Here is a 15,077-nt window from a genome sequence, read left to right on the forward strand (position 1 = left end):
GCCGACGGTGGCCGCACCGTGCAGAGATCCACCGGTGTTATCGATAACACGAGGTGAAGACCCCTACCGCACCCGTGTCGCCGCTCCTGATCTGCCAGCTCAGGCGTGGTGCACAGGGAGCCGTAATAGTTAGAACCTTGAATTTGTGCGTAGTCCGGCCGTAACATGCCGAACACGGATGTGAACGCTAACGTTCGGACCCCTGCATCCCGCCGAGCCCGTCCCGCCCGGTTGCCGTCCCATCGCCGGTAGCGCTCATTTGGAGGTCCCATGTCGTCCCTGCCCCTCAGCCGACGCCGCGTTCTGCAGGCCGCCGGCGCCACCGCCGTGGTCTCCGCGACCGGCGCCGCGACGCTGGGCGCCGGCCCCGCCGCCGCCGCGGTGGTCCCGCCAGCGCGCGCGGACATCGGCGTCGCGGCCTACGCCTTCGACCCCGGTCAGGTACGACTGACCAGCGGCCGTTGGCTGGACAACCAGAACCGCACCCTGAACTATCTGCGCTTCGTCGACGTTGACCGGATGCTCTACAACTTCCGCGCCAACCACCGGCTGTCCACCAACGGCGCCGCCACCAACGGTGGGTGGGACGCGCCGAACTTCCCGTTCCGTACGCACATGCAGGGGCACTTCCTGACCGCGTGGTCCTATGCCTACGCGGTGCTGGGCGACACCACCTGCCGGGACAAGGCGAACTACATGGTCGCCGAGATGGCCAAGTGCCAGGCGAACAACGGCGCGGCCGGGTTCGGCGCGGGCTACCTCTCCGGCTTCCCGGAGTCGGACTTCTCCGCGCTCGAGGCGCGGACCCTGTCCAACGGAAACGTCCCGTACTACTGCATCCACAAGACGCTCGCCGGCCTGCTCGACGTCTGGCGCTACACCGGCAACACCCAGGCCCGTACGGTGCTGCTGGCCCTCGCCGGCTGGGTCGACACCCGCACGTCCCGGCTCAGCTCCAGCCAGATGCAGTCGATGCTCGGCACCGAGTTCGGTGGCATGAACGACGTGCTGACGGACATCTACCAGATGACCGGTGACAGCCGGTGGCTCACCACGGCCCAGCGGTTCGACCACGCCTCGGTGTTCAACCCCCTGGCCAGCAACCAGGACCAGCTCAACGGTCTGCACGCCAACACGCAGGTGCCCAAGTGGATCGGCGCGGCCCGCGAGTTCAAGGCCACCGGGACCACCCGCTACCGGGACATCGCCAGCAACGCGTGGAACATCACCGTGGGCGCGCACTCCTACGTCATCGGCGGCAACAGCCAGGCCGAGCACTTCCGCGCGCCGAACGCCATCGCCGGTTACCTGAGCAACGACACCTGCGAGCAGTGCAATACCTACAACATGCTCAAGCTGACGCGGGAGCTGTGGCTGCTCGATCCGAACCGGACCGACTACTTCGACTTCTACGAGCGCGCGATGATCAACCACCTGCTCGGCGCGCAGAACCCGGCCGACAGCCGTGGCCACATCACCTACTTCACCCCGCTCAAGCCCGGTGGGCGGCGGGGCGTCGGCCCGGCGTGGGGTGGCGGCACCTGGAGCACCGACTACAACTCGTTCTGGTGCTGCCAGGGCACCGGCCTGGAGATCAACACGAAGTTGATGGACTCCGTCTACTTCTACAGCGGCACGACGCTCACGGTGAACCTCTTCGTGCCGTCCGAGCTGAACTGGTCGCAGCGGGGGATCACGGTCACCCAGAGCACCACGTACCCGGTGAGCGACACCAGCACGCTCACGCTCTCCGGCACGATGAGTGGCTCGTGGAGCATCCGGGTGCGCATCCCGGCGTGGACGAGCGGCGCGACCATCAGCGTCAACGGGGTGGCCGAGTCGGTCACCACGACGCCGGGCAGCTACGCCACCGTCACCCGCACCTGGGCCGCCGGCGACACCATCACCGTACGACTGCCCATGCGGGTCGTCCTGCGGGCGGCCAACGACAATCCCAGCGTCGCCGCCGTCACGTACGGCCCGAGCGTGCTCTGCGGCAACTACGGCAACACCACGCTCAACTCGCTGCCGTCGCTCGTGGTCTCGTCGGTCGCCCGGACCAGCACCAGCTCGCTCGCGTTCACGGCCACCGCGAACGGGTCCACCGTCAACCTCGGGCCGTTCCAGGACGCCCACGGGTTCAACTACACGGTGTACTGGAACACCAGCGGCAGCAGCGGCGGAGGCAGTTACCGGCTGGTCAACGTGGGCAGCGGGATGGTCCTCGGCATCCAGAACATGTCCACCGCCGACGGCGGGCTGGCCCTGCAGTGGGACGACAGCGGCACGGCCGACCACAACTGGGTCATGATCACCGATGGCAACGCCGTCCGGTTCCGCAACGTCAACAGCGGCAAGGTCCTCGGTGTGGAGAACATGTCCACCGCCGACAACGCCCGCGTCCTGCAGTGGTCGGACAACGGCACCGCCGACCACCGGTGGACGCTCGTCGACAACGGCGACGGCACCTACAAGATCCGCAACGTCAACAGCGGCAAGCTGCTCGGCATCCTGAACAACTCCACCGCCCGGGGCGCGCAGGCGGTGCAGGATTCGGACAACGGCAGCGCGGACAACCGCTGGCGGCTGGTGGCCAACGCCTAGACCGTCGAGGCTCGGCCTGGCCGGGGCGTGTGTCGAAACCCTCGAATCGGGGGCTTCGGCACACGCCCCTCGTGCTGTCTCGGCCCGACCCGCGAGATCTTGCCGAACTCTCTTGCGCGGATAGGTCTGTAATGCAAAGCTAACTTCATGACACACGAATCCGCTCCGCAGGCGGACGGCCCTCGGGAGCTGTTGGCCGCTGTGCGCGACCTGACCCGCCAGGTCCAGGTCGCCCAGCGCGGCACCTGGTTTCCGCTGCTGGTCCTCGCGGTGGTCACCCTGGCCGCGATCCCCGTCTACCGGTACGCCCCCTACCTCGATGTGTTCGACACCTGCCGATCCCGCCCGGGGCACACGGTCTGCATGGCGCCCAATCCGGCGGAGCTCGGGTACTGGACCGTCGCGCTGGTGCTCGCGTACGTGGCGATCGCCGGCTTCTACGTACGGCAGTCCCGACGCCGTGGCGTGGGCACCCCGATCCGCCCCTACGTCGTCGTCGGCGTCGCGTTGGCCGTGCTGATGGCCGCCGTGTCGATCTGGCTGACGTTCCACCCGCTCCTCCCCGTCCCCGCCGACCCCTTCTCCACCGACCCGGTCAAGATCGAGGTCGGGCCGGCGACGTGGCTCGTCAACGGACTGGCCAGTCCCGTCGCGGTCATCGCGCTGGCGCTGATGGTGCTCGCGTGGGTCGAACGCAACTGGGCGCTGCTTGCGTACAGCCTCGTCTACCTGGTGATCGTGATGGTGCAGGGCGGCCAGGTCATCCACTCGACCTCGTCGTGGTTCTTCCTGCCGCACCTGCTCCTCGCTGCGGCGCTACTGCTGCTCGGCAGCGCGGCCTTCGCCCTGTTCCGGCCGAGCACCGAGGTTCCGAGGCGATGACCGACCATCCCACCAACGGCCTTGACGACGTGGTCCACCAGCGCGTCCGACTGGGCATCCTGGCCATCGCGCACCAGGCTCGCCAGGTCGAGTTCGGCTTCCTGCGCACCACCCTGCAGCTGACCGCGGGCAATCTCGGGCAGCACCTGACCGTCCTGGAGAAGGCCGAGCTGATCCAGATCGAGAAGGGCTACGAGGGCAAGCGCCCGCGTACCTGGGTGACTCTCACCGCTGCCGGTCAGGCCGCCCTGCGCGACGAGATCGCCCACCTCAAGCAACTCATCCAGCAGGTCGAGCAGACCGGGCCGCCGCCGACCGGTGACCCGGTGACCTGAACCTCAGTCGGCCGTTCCCGCGCGCCGGAACGCGCGGGCCAGCTCGGCCAGGTCGAGCCCTTCGAAGTGGCGCAGGAACCGCTGCCGTACGGCAGCGAGATGGCTGGGCCAGGACTCCTGGAGGCGGGCGAAGCCCGCGTCGGTGAGCACCGCGTTCCAGCCGCGGGCGTCCTCCTCGCACCGTTCCCGCTTGACCAGTCCCTGGCTCTCCAGTCGGATGATCGTCCGGGTCATGCCGCTCAACGAGAGGTAACAGGCCGTAGCGAGTTCGTGCATCCGCATTCGCCGCTCCGGCGCCTCGGAGAGGTTCATCAGGGCGGTGTACTCGGTCAGCGGTAGCTGCCGGTCGCCCACCATGTCGGCGTCGATCGCGCGTGGCACCACGTACATCACCTGGCCCAGGGCGCGAACCAGCGCCTCCTCGTCGGGTTCGAGGGGTCGCGGCGCCTCGGGGTGGGGATCGGCCATCCCGCAAGCATAGTTGCTTGATTGAGCAATTGCTTACTGTGGGTGTGAGGGTGCTCATACCACGGTCATTTGCTTGACGAAGCAAGGAGCGGCTAGCGTTCCGGCGGTCAGGTTCGGACTACTGAAAGGCGCAGCCATGACCAGGATCGGGATCATCCTCGGAAGCACCCGCCCGGGGCGCAACGGCGAAGCCGTCGCCCGCTGGGTCCACGAGATCGCCCAGCAGCGCACCGACGCGCAGTTCGAGCTGATCGACCTGCTCGACTACAAGCTGCCGCACCTCGACGAGGCGATGCCGCCGGCGATGGGCCAGTACAGCCAGCCCCACACGCTGCGCTGGGCCGAGACCATCGCGTCGTTCGACGGCTTCGTGATGGTGACGCCCGAGTACAACCACTCGACCTCCGGCGCGCTGAAGAACGCCATCGACTTCCTCTACAACGAGTGGAACAACAAGGCCGTCGGGTTCGTCAGCTACGGCTCCCTCGGTGGCGCCCGGGCCGTGGAGCACCTGCGCCTGATCGCCGGTGAGCTGCAGATGGCCGACGTGCGCTCGCAGGTCGCGCTCTCGCTCTACACCGACTTCGAGAACTTCAGCACCTTCAAGCCCGGCGACCAGCACCTGCCGGCGCTGACCACCACCCTCGACCAGGTCGTGGCCTGGAGCACCGCGCTCGCGCCGCTGCGCCAGGGCTGACCTTTATCGGTACGCCTCGAGACGGCCGCGGGAGTCCCTCCCACGGCCGTCTCGGTGCATGGGTGTCCCGGCGGGTTCGTGAACATCGGCCCGGTGTGACGGTCGGCGCGGCGCGAGGCGGGCCGCTACCCTCGGCGTGATGAGCCGAGCCGCCAGCCCCGCGCGGGCTCCGCTGTGGCGGGACCGTGCCTTCGGCACGTACTGGATCGCGCAGTCGCTCTCCGCGGCCGGCGACGCGTTCGCCTACCTCGCGGTACCGCTGCTGGTGTTGCAGGCGACCGGATCGGTGGCCCAGATGGGCCTGCTCACCGCCGTCGCGGGCGCGGCGTCCGTGGCCGCCGGCATCTTCGGCGGGGTGCTGGTCGACAGGTACGACAGGCGTCGGCTGATGATCGTCGCGGACCTGGTCCGGCTGGTCCTCTACGGTCTCGTGCCGCTGGTCTGGCTCGCTGGCCCGCGCGTCTGGCTGCTCTTCGTCGTGCTGCCGGTCTGCGAGGCGGCCGGCATGCTGTTCCAGGTCGCCGCGGTGACCGCCGTCCGCAACCTCGTCGACGCCGACCGGATCACCGAGGCCAACGGCCGGCTCCAGGCGACGTTCGCGGCGACCGCCGTCCTCGGGCCGCTGCTCGCCGGTGTGGTGTCGGCCCGCTTCGGCCCGGCGGTCGCCATCGCCGTCAACGCCGCCAGCTTCGCCCTCTCGGCCGTTGGCCTGCGGCTGATCCGGTTGCGCACCGCCCAGCCCGCCGACACCGCGCCGATGGCCCGGGAACGCCCGCTGGTCGAGTTCCTGGCCGGCGCGCGGTTCCTGTGGCGCCAGCCCGTGCTCCGCGCGCTGACCGTCCTGCTGTCGGTGTTCATCTTCCTCACCTACGGCTTCACCGACGTGCTGATCTACCACGTGACCCACGACCTCGGCGGCACCGAGGGGACGGTCGGCACCGTACTCGGCCTGGCGGCCCTGGGCACGGTCGCCGGGGCGCTGCTGGTGGCTCCGCTGCGCCGGCGACGCGGATTCGGCGCCACCTGGATCGGCGCGCACGCGATCTGCGGGTTCGCGGTGGCGGGCGTCGGCGTCGCGACGACCGTGCCGACGGTCACCGCCCTGACCGCCGTGTACCTGTGCTGTCTCAGCGTCGGCGGAATCTGCTCGATGTCACTGCGCCAGGAGATCACTCCCGACCATCTGCTCGGTCGGGTCACCTCGGCGTTCTGGAGCACGCACTACGCCCTCGGCCCGGCCGGCGCGGTGATTCTGACGTGGACGGCCAGCCGGTACGGCGTACCGGCGGTGGCGCTCGTCGCCGGAGCGGGTTGCCTGCTGGTGGCGGTCGGCGGGCTGTTCACCCCGGTCCGCCGCGCGGGCGCCGAACCGGCGTCCACCGCACCGGGACTCGGGCCGGCGCCGGCCGTCGGCACGACCGGCGGCTGAGGCACCGCACGGCGGGGGACTCAGAACTCCCGGTACATGACGTGCAGGCCGACCCGCCCGAGGGTTCGGTGGCGGAACGCGCCCGGCACCGTGCCGACCACCTCGAAGCCCTCCCGCCGGTACAGCTCGACCGCCGTCCGGTTCGTCTCCACCACGGCGTTGAACTGCATCCCGGCGTACCCCGCGAGGCGGGCCCAGGTCAGAGCGTCGCGGCACAGCGCGGTGCCGACGCCCCGGCCGCGGGCGTCGGCGGCCACCAGGAAGCTGGCGGTGCTGACGTGCGCGCCCGGTCCGGGACGGTTGGCCCCCATCTTCGCGCTGCCCAGCACCCGATCACCGTCGGTCGCGACGACGGTCCGTCCGGGCGCGGCCTCCACCCAGAGGGCGTACGCCTCCTGCGCGGTCATCCCCGGGTCGTAGGCGAAGGTCTCCGGTGCCCGGATCACGTCCTCGATGATCGGCCACACCTGCGACCAGTCCTGGTCGGTGAACGTACGGATCAACACGGGCGCAGGCTACGCAGGACGCGCCGGGGGGGACAACGGGTTTTGCGGGCCCGTCAGGAGGCGGCGTCGGCGCGCCGGGCGCGCGGCGTCGTCGTGGCGCGTGCTCGACCCGGCGCCGGCCCGGCGGTGTCCCGGCGGACCAGTTCGGCGGGCAGCACCTCGACCCGGGGGGTCGGCGCCGCCGCGCCGAGCACCAGCGACATGGCCCGGACCCCCATGTCGACGAGGGGGAGCCGCACCGTGGTCAACGCGGGTGTGACGTCGCGGGCGATCGGCATGTCGTCGAAGCCGACGACGGAGATCCGTCCCGGTACGGCGAGCGAGCGGGCCCGCAGGGTGGCGAGGGCGCCGATGGCCATCGAGTCGTTGAGCGCCACGATGGCGGTCAGCTCCGGATCGGAGTCGAGCAGCCGGGCGGTGGCCTCCGCGCCGCCGTCCCGGTCGAACTCGGCGTACCGGATGCGCCGCTCGGGCAGGTCGAGGCCGTGCTCGGCCAGGGCCTGCCGGAGCCCGGCCAGCCGGTCGGTGGTGGTGGTGAGGATGCGCGGGCCGGCGACCACGCCGATCGCCCGGTGGCCCAGCGCGCAGAGTTCGCGGCCGGCGAGGTGACCGCCGGCCTGGTTGTCCGGCATGACGGCGTCGCCGGAGTGCTCGTGGCGGCCGATGACCGCGACCCGCCCGCCGGTCGCCTCGTACGCGGCGAGCTTCTCGTTGAGCTGTCGGGTGAAGGCCTCGTCGTGGTAGCCGGACCCGGCCAGGATCAGCGCAGCCACCTGGTGGCCGCGCAGCAGCTCCACGTACTCCAGCTCGCGGTCCGGGTCGCGGTAGCTGTTGCAGATCATCAGCAGCCGGCCCTGGTCGGTGGCGACGCGTTGCAGGCCGCGGGTGATCTCGGCGAAGTACGGGTCGGAGACGTCGTGCACGATCACGCCGACCGCGCTGCGGTGCGAGCGGGCCAGCAGTTGGGCGTGCGCGTTCGGCACGTACTGCAACTCGGCGACGGCCGCGAGCACCCGTTCGCGCAGCTCGTCGGTGACCGGTTTGCTGCTGCCGTTGATGACGCGCGAGGCCGTGGCGGGTGAGACGCCCGCGCGCCGCGCCACGTCGGACAGGGTCGCCATGGCCCGCCCCCTCGGTCTGTTGACGGCGTTTCGCCGCGCCGGCTAGCGTCACCGTACCGCAGAGAAAGCCCTTTCCCGCAGGGAGGCCCGGCCATGTCGGAACGCTTCGCGGCACTGCCCGGCGGCGTCGGAGTGTCCCGGCTGCGCGTCTACGACACGGCGGCGCCGGACGGCGTGGTCGGCGGCACCCCGCACGTGCACCTGTGCTGCACCGAGGGGTACGTGGTGACCGGCGGCGAGGGCGCGGTGCAGACCCTCGGCGGCGAGGGCTTCCGGGAGACCCCGCTGCGGGCGGGCACGGTGGTGTGGTTCGAACCGGGCACCGTGCACCGCCTGGTGAACGGCGGCGATCTGTCCATCGTGGTGCTCATGCAGAACAGCGGCCTGCCCGAGGCCGGCGACGCGGTCCTGACCTTCCCGCCCGAGGTGCTGGCCGACCCCGAGGCGTACGCCGAGGCCGCGGCGCTGCCGGACGGGGGAGCGCCGGGGGCGGACGTGCGGGGCGCGTACCGTCGGCGGGATCTGGCGGTGGCCGGCTTCGCGGCGCTGCGGTCCGGTGGGCCGACGGCGCTGGCCGCCTTTTACGCGGCGGCGGCGGTGCTGCGCCGGCCGCTGCTGGCGGCCTGGCGGCAGCGGTGGGCGGACGGCGCGGGTGCGGCCGCCGCCGGCACCGGCGCCCAGTTGGACGCCCTGGAGCGGGGCGAGTGGCGTTATCTGGGCGGGGCCGGCGTGTACGCGGTGGACGCGCCCGTCGAGCGTGGCCGGTTGGGGATGTGCGGCCTGCTCGACACCTATCCGGCTGCCGGCTGACGCCGCCGGTGCCGCGCGGTCCAGTTCGGACCGCGAGGGCGATGATCCACTCGGTTTCAGGGCAGTCGCGGTGTCCGAGAGGGAGGGAAGGCCCGGTTTCCAGCAAGCCGAGTCGACCGTGGGCGACGCCTTCACCGGGCGGCCCGACGGGCGTCGAATAGATCGAGGAAAGGCCTTGCCTGCGGTCTGGACGCCGCCTACGCTCCCAGGAAAGCGTTTGCCTGACCCGCCGACCGACCCGGCCCCCGGGTGCCGCGCCGGGCCCCGAGGAGGTTCGCGTGACCGAGAACTCTTTGGACACGGCAGGCCGGCGCGCCGCCGCCGACCAGGCGACTGGTGGGCGGGAAACGGATTCAGCCGCCCCGGCGGACTCCTCGCCCGGATCGGCCGACGCTCGCGTCGGGAGCGGGCTCGGATCCGGAGCGGCCGGTCCGTCGCCGGACGATGATGACCGGTCACCCCGACGCACGCTCGGCCGTCGCGCGGCGGCGGTCGCCGACTCGCTCTGGCGGCCGGCGCTCGTGCTGGCGGCCTTTGTCCTCGCCTGGTGGTTCGTCGCCGCCCGGGAGTACGTGCCGAACTACCTCGTGCCCACCCCCGGTCAGGTCTGGACCACGACGACCGACCAGTGGTCCGAGCTGGCCCGGCACACCCTGGTCACCCTCTACGAGACCGTGCTCGGCTTCGTCCTGGCCGCCGCGCTGGGGCTGGCCACCGCGGTCGCCATCGCCTACTCGCGCACCCTGGACAAGGCGCTCTATCCGATCGTCCTGTTCGCACAGGTCATCCCGAAGATCGCCATCGCGCCGCTGCTGGTCGTCTGGTTCGGTCTCGGCCTCACTCCGAAGATCATCCTGGCGGTGCTCATCGCGTTCTTCCCGGTGGTCATCTCCGGCGTCGCCGGCCTGCGCTCGACCGACCCGGAACTGCTCGACCTCTCCGCCACGATGGGCGCCGGGCCCTGGCGGACCTTCCGCAAGATCCGCTTCCCGAACGCGTTGCCGCACCTCATGGCCGGCCTGAAGGTGGCGGTCACCCTCGCGGTGGTCGGCGCCGTGGTCGGCGAGTTCGTCGGCGCCAGCGAGGGGCTCGGCTACGTCCTGTTGCTGGCCAACGGCAACCTCGACGCCCCGCTGTTGTTCGCCGACCTGATCCTGATGTCCGCCATCGGCATCGTCCTGTTCGTTCTGGTCGAGATCGCCGAGGCGATGCTCATCCCGTGGCACGCCAGCCGTCGCGCCGGCGTGTCCCTCACCACCTCCTGACCGACCCCATCACGGAGGCACCGATGAAGCGCACCGCCACCACCATCCTGGCCACCGCCGCCCTGTTGCTCGCCGCCGCCGGCTGCGGCGGCTCGGACTCCGCCGGCAGGACCGGCGCCGACGGCAGGAAACAGGTCACCCTCACCCTCAACTGGGTGCCGTACGGCGAGCACGCGCCCTTCTACTACGGTCTGCAGCAGGGCTACTACTCCGCCGAGGGCATCGACCTGAAGATCCTGCCCGGCAACGGCTCCGGCAACACCGTCAAGCAGGTCGCCCAGAAACAGACCGACTTCGGCTGGGCCGACAGTCCCGTCCTGCTCAAGTCGGTGGCCAGCGGGATGCCGGTGCGCAGCCTCGGCGCGTACCTGGAGAAGGGCCCGTCCTCGGTGGAGTTCTTCACCGAGAAGAACATCAGGACACCGGCCGACCTCAAGGGCAAGACCGTCGGCGGCACACCCGGCGACGCCCTCTACGCGACCTTCCCGGCCTGGTTAGAGAAGAACGGCCTGAAGAAGGACGACGTCAAGGTCGTCAACGTGGACGCCGCCGGCAAGATCGCCGCCCTGGCCGAGGGCAGGGTCGACGCCATCATGGGCTTCTTCCACGACCAGGCGCCCACCATCGAGAGCAAGACCGGCAAGAAGGTCGACGTGCTGCTCTTCGCCGACTACGGGATGAACCTGCTCGGCACCGGACTGATCGCCAACACCCAGACCCTGCAGAAGGACCCGGAGCTGGCCCGCAGGTTCGTCCGGGCCACCCAGAAGTCCTGGGCCGACGCGGCGCGCGACCCGGCCGGCGCGGTGAGCGCCATGGTCGCGCTCGCCGAGAACGAGCCGGCCCCCGAGGTGCTCACCAAGCAGCTCACCCTCAACCTGCCGCTGCTCGGCGGCGACGGTCCGGCCGGGGTGAACACCGAAGCCCAGTGGTCCGAGACCATCGACCTGATGGCCCGCCACGCGGAGCTGAAGGATCCGGGCGCGCCGGACGCGTACTGGGACTCGTCGTACGCGGCCAAGGGCTGACGAGGTGAGCGCCGCGCCGGCGACCACCGGCACCGCCATCGGGATGTCCGGGGTGACCGTCCGGTTCACCACCCGACGTTCGCGGACCACCGCCCTCGACGACGTGTCCCTGCACATCGAGCCGGGCGAGTTCGTCACCATCGTCGGCCCGTCCGGCTGCGGCAAGTCCACCCTGCTGAAGATCGTCGCCGGACTGGTGAAGCCCACCAGCGGCGAGGTCTCGCTGCTGCGACAGCCGGTGCGCGGCCCGCAGCAGGAGATCGGCTTCGTCTTCCAGAAGGCCGCGCTGCTCCAGTGGCGTGGCGCGCGGGCCAACATCCTGCTGCAGGCCGAGATGCGCGGGATGGACCGGGCGCGGGCGGCCCGTCGGGCGGACGAGCTGATTGAGATGACCGGGCTGACCGGCTTCGAGAAGGCGCTGCCGCACGAGCTGTCCGGCGGTATGCAGCAGCGGGTGGCGCTCTGCCGCGCGCTGCTGCACGCCCCACCGGTGCTGCTCATGGACGAGCCGTTCGGCGCCCTGGACGCGCTGACCCGCGAGCAGATGAACGCCGAGCTGCACCGCATCTGGCGGGAGACCGGCACCACGGTGGTGCTGGTCACCCACTCCATCGCCGAGGCGGTCTTCCTCGGCACCCGGGTCGTGGTGATGAGCGCCCGGCCCGGCCGGATCATCCGCGCCTTCGACGTCGAGCTGCCCGCGCACCGCGACTACGCGCAGGTGATGTCGGACTCCCGCTTCGACCGGCTCGCCACCGAACTGCGCGGACTGCTCGGCAGCGCGGCCGCCAACCACTGAACGACCAGCACGACGAAGGGGACCACCATGACCCGCAGGTCGATCGGCATCATCGTCAACGGCGTGACCGGACGGATGGGCTACCGCCAGCACCTCGTCCGGTCCCTGCTGGCCATCCGCGAGTCCGGCGGCGTGACGTTGGCCGACGGCACGACCATCTGGCCAGAACCGGTCCTGGTGGGGCGCAACGAGACCAAGCTCCGCGAGCTCGCCGGGCGGCACGGCCTCACCGACTGGACCACCGACCTGACCGCCGCGCTGGCCCGCGACGACGTCGAGATCTACTTCGACGCCCTGGTCACCCAGCAGCGGGAGAAGGCGATCCGCCAGGCGATCGAGGCCGGCAAGCACATCTACACGGAGAAGCCGCTCGCCGAGGACACCGCCGCCGCGCTCGACCTGGCCCGCGCCGCCGACGCGGCCGGTGTCCGCACCGGCGTCGTGCAGGACAAGCTGTTCCTGCCCGGCCTGCGCAAACTCAAGCGGCTCGTCGACGGCGGCTTCTTCGGTCGGATCCTCTCGGTGCGCGGCGAGTTCGGCTACTGGGTCTTCGAGGGCGACTGGCAGCCGGCCCAGCGTCCCTCGTGGAACTACCGCGCCGAGGCCGGCGGCGGCATCACCTCGGACATGTTCCCGCACTGGCACTACGTGCTCCAGGAGCTGTTCGGCCGGGTCACCGCGGTCACCTGTGTGACCGCCACCCACGTGCCCGAGCGGTTCGACGAGGACGGCCGCGCCTACGCCGCCACCGCTGACGACGCCGCGTACGCCATCTTCGAACTCGACGGCGGCGTGATCGCGCAGATCAACTCGTCGTGGGGTGTGCGGGTGTACCGCGACGAGCTGGTGGAGTTCCAGGTCGACGGCACCGAGGGCAGCGCCGTCGCCGGGCTGCGCCGCTGCCGGGCACAGCACCGGGCGGTCACCCCGAAACCGGTGTGGAACCCGGACCTGCCGGTCACCGAGGACTTCCGCGCGCAGTGGACCGAGGTGCCCGACAACGAGGAGTTCGACAACGGCTTCAAGATGCAGTGGGAGGCATTCCTGCGGCACGTCGTGGCCGGCGAGCCGTTCCCGTGGGACTTCCTGGCCGGCGCGCGCGGCGTGCAGCTCGCCGAGCTGGGGCTCCGCGCGGCCCGCGAGGGCGTCCGCGTCGAGGTTCCGGAGCTGCACCCGTGAGCGCCGTCGAAGTGGCGCTGCCGGGCGGGCGGCGACACCGGCTCACCGGGGCCGACGGATTCACCCGCCCGGCCGCACCGGCGACCAGCCGGATCGCGTACGCCGCCGCGCACGTGGTCGCCGATCCGGGCGCGGAGAACGTACCGGGCGCCCCGGCGACGGTGGACTGGGACGCCACCCTCGTGTTCCGGCGGCACCTGTGGTCGTACGGGCTGGGTGTCGCCGAGGCGATGGACACCGCCCAGCGGGGAATGGGGCTGGACTATCCGGCGACCCGGGAGCTGGTCCGACGCAGTGCCGCCGAGGCCCGTGCCGTGGGCGGGCGGATCGTCGCCGGTGTCGGCACCGACCAGCTCCCGGCCGGCCCGGCCAGCCTGGCCGGGGTCACCGCCGCGTACCGCGAGCAGCTCGACGACGTCCGCGCCGCCGGCGCGCGGCCGGTGCTGATGTGCAGCCGGCACCTGGCCGCCACCGCCCGCGACGCCGAGGACTACCTACGGGTGTACGACGAGCTGCTGACCGCCGCCGGCGAGCCGGTCGTGCTGCACTGGCTGGGTCCGATGTTCGACCCGGCGCTGACCGGCTACTGGGGGTCCGCCGACCTGGACCTGGCCGCCGACACGGTGGTCGAGCTGGTCAAGGCCCACCAGTCGACGGTGGACGGCATCAAGGTGTCGCTGCTCGACGCCGACCGGGAGGTGGCGTTACGGCGTCGACTGCCGGCCGGGGTACGCCTCTACACCGGCGACGACTTCCACTACCCGGAGCTGATCCGGGGCGACGAGGTGGGCCACTCCGACGCGCTGCTCGGCGTGTTCGCGGCCATCGCGCCGGCCGCCGCCGCCGCGCTGGATGCTCTCGACCGGGGCGACCTGACGTCGTACGACGAGATCTTCGCTCCGACCGTGCCGCTGGCCCGGCACCTGTTCGCGGCGCCGACCTGGCACTACAAGACGGGCATCGTGTTCCTGGCGTGGCTGGCCGGGCACCAGGACCACTTCACGATGGTCGGCGGCGCGCAGTCCGGCCGGTCCCCGGCGCACCTGGCGACCCTGCTCACCCTCGCCGACGCCGCCGGGCTGCTGCCCGACGCGGAGCTGGCCGCCGCCCGCGCGCGGGCGTTCTTCACCGTCGCGGGGGTTGTCCAGTGAGTCTCGCGCGGTTCTCGTTCAACCAGGCCACCGCGCAGCGCTGGGCGCTGCCCGACGTGGTCGCCGGCTGTGTGGCGGCCGGTGTGCCGGGCATCGGACTGTGGCGGGAGCCGGTGGCCGAGTACGGGTTGGCCCGCGCGGCGAAGCTGGTCCGCGACGCGGGCCTCACCGTCACGTCGCTGTGCCGGGGCGGATTCTTCACCGCCGACGACTGGCGTGCGCAGAACCTGCGGGCCATCGAGGAGGCCGCCGCGCTGGGCGCACCCGAGCTGGTGCTCGTCTCCGGCGGACTGCCGGCGGGCAGTCGCGACGTCGACGGCGCCCGCCGCCGGGTCGCCGACGCGATCGGCGAGCTGGCGCCGCACGCGGCGGCGGCCGGCGTCCGGCTGGCGATCGAACCGCTGCACCCGATGTTCGCCGCCGACCGCTGCGTGATCGCCACCCTCGGTCAGGCGCTCGACATCGCCGAGCGGTTCGATCCGGAGGTGGTCGGGGTGGTGATCGACGCGTACCACGTGTGGTGGGACGACACCGTGTACGCGCAGATCGTCCGGGCCGGCGCGCGGATCGCCGCGTTCCAGGTCTGCGACTGGGTGACACCGCTGCCGGAGGGGGTGCTGCTCGGCCGGGCGTTGCCCGGCGACGGGTGCATCGAGCTGCGGCGGCTGCGCGAGGCGGTGGACGCGGCCGGCTACCGCGGTCCGATCGAGGTGGAGGTCTTCTCCGCCGAGGTCTGGGCGCGGCCGGGCGCGCAGGTGCTGGACGCGGCGATCGCCGGCTATCTGCGCCACGTCGTCTGACCG

At 71.5% G+C, this 15,077-nt stretch carries 15 protein-coding genes; 12 read left to right on the plus strand and 3 right to left on the minus strand.

Annotated features, from left to right (window positions below; genetic code table 11):
* Positions 1 to 270 precede the first annotated feature (270 nt).
* The 3 genes from AB0I89_RS00655 to AB0I89_RS00665 all read left to right on the plus strand — a co-directional run bounded on the left by AB0I89_RS00655 (position 271) and on the right by AB0I89_RS00665 (position 3,821).
* On the plus strand, positions 271 to 2,604 hold the full coding sequence (locus tag AB0I89_RS00655) for a beta-L-arabinofuranosidase domain-containing protein (RefSeq protein WP_357117876.1): 2,334 nt from the start codon (positions 271 to 273) through the stop codon (positions 2,602 to 2,604).
* Between the two features lie 147 nt (positions 2,605 to 2,751).
* A complete protein-coding gene (locus AB0I89_RS00660) occupies positions 2,752 to 3,486 on the plus strand; it encodes a hypothetical protein (RefSeq protein WP_357117879.1) in 735 nt (244 codons plus the stop codon).
* Positions 3,483 to 3,821 carry a transcriptional regulator gene (locus AB0I89_RS00665; protein ID WP_357117882.1) on the plus strand — a complete coding sequence of 113 codons (339 nt, stop codon included), beginning with the start codon at positions 3,483 to 3,485 and terminating at the stop codon, positions 3,819 to 3,821. Before AB0I89_RS00660 ends, AB0I89_RS00665 begins: the two co-directional genes overlap by 4 nt.
* Positions 3,822 to 3,824: 3 nt before the next feature.
* On the opposite strand, the gene AB0I89_RS00670 is transcribed toward AB0I89_RS00665, so the two are convergent.
* A complete protein-coding gene (locus AB0I89_RS00670) occupies positions 3,825 to 4,289 on the minus strand; it encodes a MarR family transcriptional regulator (RefSeq protein WP_357117885.1) in 465 nt (154 codons plus the stop codon).
* Between the two features lie 136 nt (positions 4,290 to 4,425).
* Here AB0I89_RS00670 and AB0I89_RS00675 point away from each other — a divergent pair, with 136 nt between their 5' ends.
* Both AB0I89_RS00675 and AB0I89_RS00680 read left to right on the plus strand, forming a co-directional pair.
* Positions 4,426 to 4,986 (plus strand): NAD(P)H-dependent oxidoreductase, encoded by a 561-nt coding sequence (locus AB0I89_RS00675; protein WP_357117888.1) that lies wholly within the window; start codon positions 4,426 to 4,428, stop codon positions 4,984 to 4,986.
* Positions 4,987 to 5,125: 139 nt separating this feature from the next.
* Entirely contained in the window at positions 5,126 to 6,415 is a 1,290-nt protein-coding gene (locus AB0I89_RS00680; protein ID WP_357117892.1) for an MFS transporter, read from the plus strand.
* A gap of 20 nt (positions 6,416 to 6,435) precedes the next feature.
* On the opposite strand, the gene AB0I89_RS00685 is transcribed toward AB0I89_RS00680, so the two are convergent.
* Together AB0I89_RS00685 and AB0I89_RS00690 are read right to left on the minus strand one after the other, a co-directional pair.
* Positions 6,436 to 6,921, minus strand: a complete 486-nt coding sequence (locus AB0I89_RS00685) for a GNAT family N-acetyltransferase (RefSeq protein ID WP_357117895.1) — start codon at positions 6,919 to 6,921, stop codon at positions 6,436 to 6,438.
* 53 nt (positions 6,922 to 6,974) lie between these two features.
* Positions 6,975 to 8,042: a LacI family DNA-binding transcriptional regulator gene (locus AB0I89_RS00690; RefSeq protein WP_357117899.1), complete on the minus strand. Its 1,068-nt coding sequence runs from the start codon at positions 8,040 to 8,042 to the stop codon at positions 6,975 to 6,977.
* Positions 8,043 to 8,135: 93 nt separating this feature from the next.
* Here AB0I89_RS00690 and AB0I89_RS00695 point away from each other — a divergent pair, with 93 nt between their 5' ends.
* The 7 genes from AB0I89_RS00695 (at position 8,136) to AB0I89_RS00725 (ending at position 15,074) form a co-directional block, all read left to right on the plus strand.
* Entirely contained in the window at positions 8,136 to 8,852 is a 717-nt protein-coding gene (locus tag AB0I89_RS00695; RefSeq protein WP_357117902.1) for a cupin domain-containing protein, read from the plus strand.
* Positions 8,853 to 9,130: 278 nt separating this feature from the next.
* Positions 9,131 to 10,117 (plus strand): ABC transporter permease, encoded by a 987-nt coding sequence (locus AB0I89_RS00700; protein ID WP_357117905.1) that lies wholly within the window; start codon positions 9,131 to 9,133, stop codon positions 10,115 to 10,117.
* 23 nt (positions 10,118 to 10,140) lie between these two features.
* The gene (locus AB0I89_RS00705) at positions 10,141 to 11,145 is read left to right on the plus strand and encodes an ABC transporter substrate-binding protein (protein ID WP_357117909.1); all 1,005 of its coding nucleotides are present in this window, start codon (positions 10,141 to 10,143) and stop codon (positions 11,143 to 11,145) included.
* A gap of 4 nt (positions 11,146 to 11,149) precedes the next feature.
* Positions 11,150 to 11,944, plus strand: a complete 795-nt coding sequence (locus tag AB0I89_RS00710) for an ABC transporter ATP-binding protein (RefSeq protein WP_357117913.1) — start codon at positions 11,150 to 11,152, stop codon at positions 11,942 to 11,944.
* 27 nt (positions 11,945 to 11,971) lie between these two features.
* Positions 11,972 to 13,123, plus strand: coding sequence for a Gfo/Idh/MocA family oxidoreductase (locus AB0I89_RS00715; protein WP_357117916.1), 1,152 nt, complete (start codon positions 11,972 to 11,974; stop codon positions 13,121 to 13,123).
* Positions 13,120 to 14,274: a dihydrodipicolinate synthase family protein gene (locus AB0I89_RS00720; RefSeq protein WP_357117919.1), complete on the plus strand. Its 1,155-nt coding sequence runs from the start codon at positions 13,120 to 13,122 to the stop codon at positions 14,272 to 14,274. Before AB0I89_RS00715 ends, AB0I89_RS00720 begins: the two co-directional genes overlap by 4 nt.
* On the plus strand, positions 14,271 to 15,074 hold the full coding sequence (locus AB0I89_RS00725; RefSeq protein ID WP_357117922.1) for a sugar phosphate isomerase/epimerase family protein: 804 nt from the start codon (positions 14,271 to 14,273) through the stop codon (positions 15,072 to 15,074). The genes AB0I89_RS00720 and AB0I89_RS00725 overlap by 4 nt, the downstream gene beginning before the upstream one ends.
* Positions 15,075 to 15,077 lie beyond the last annotated feature (3 nt).

Origin of the sequence: Micromonospora sp. NPDC049801 (assembly GCF_040656575.1) — a bacterium.
Lineage (GTDB): Bacteria > Actinomycetota > Actinomycetes > Mycobacteriales > Micromonosporaceae > Micromonospora.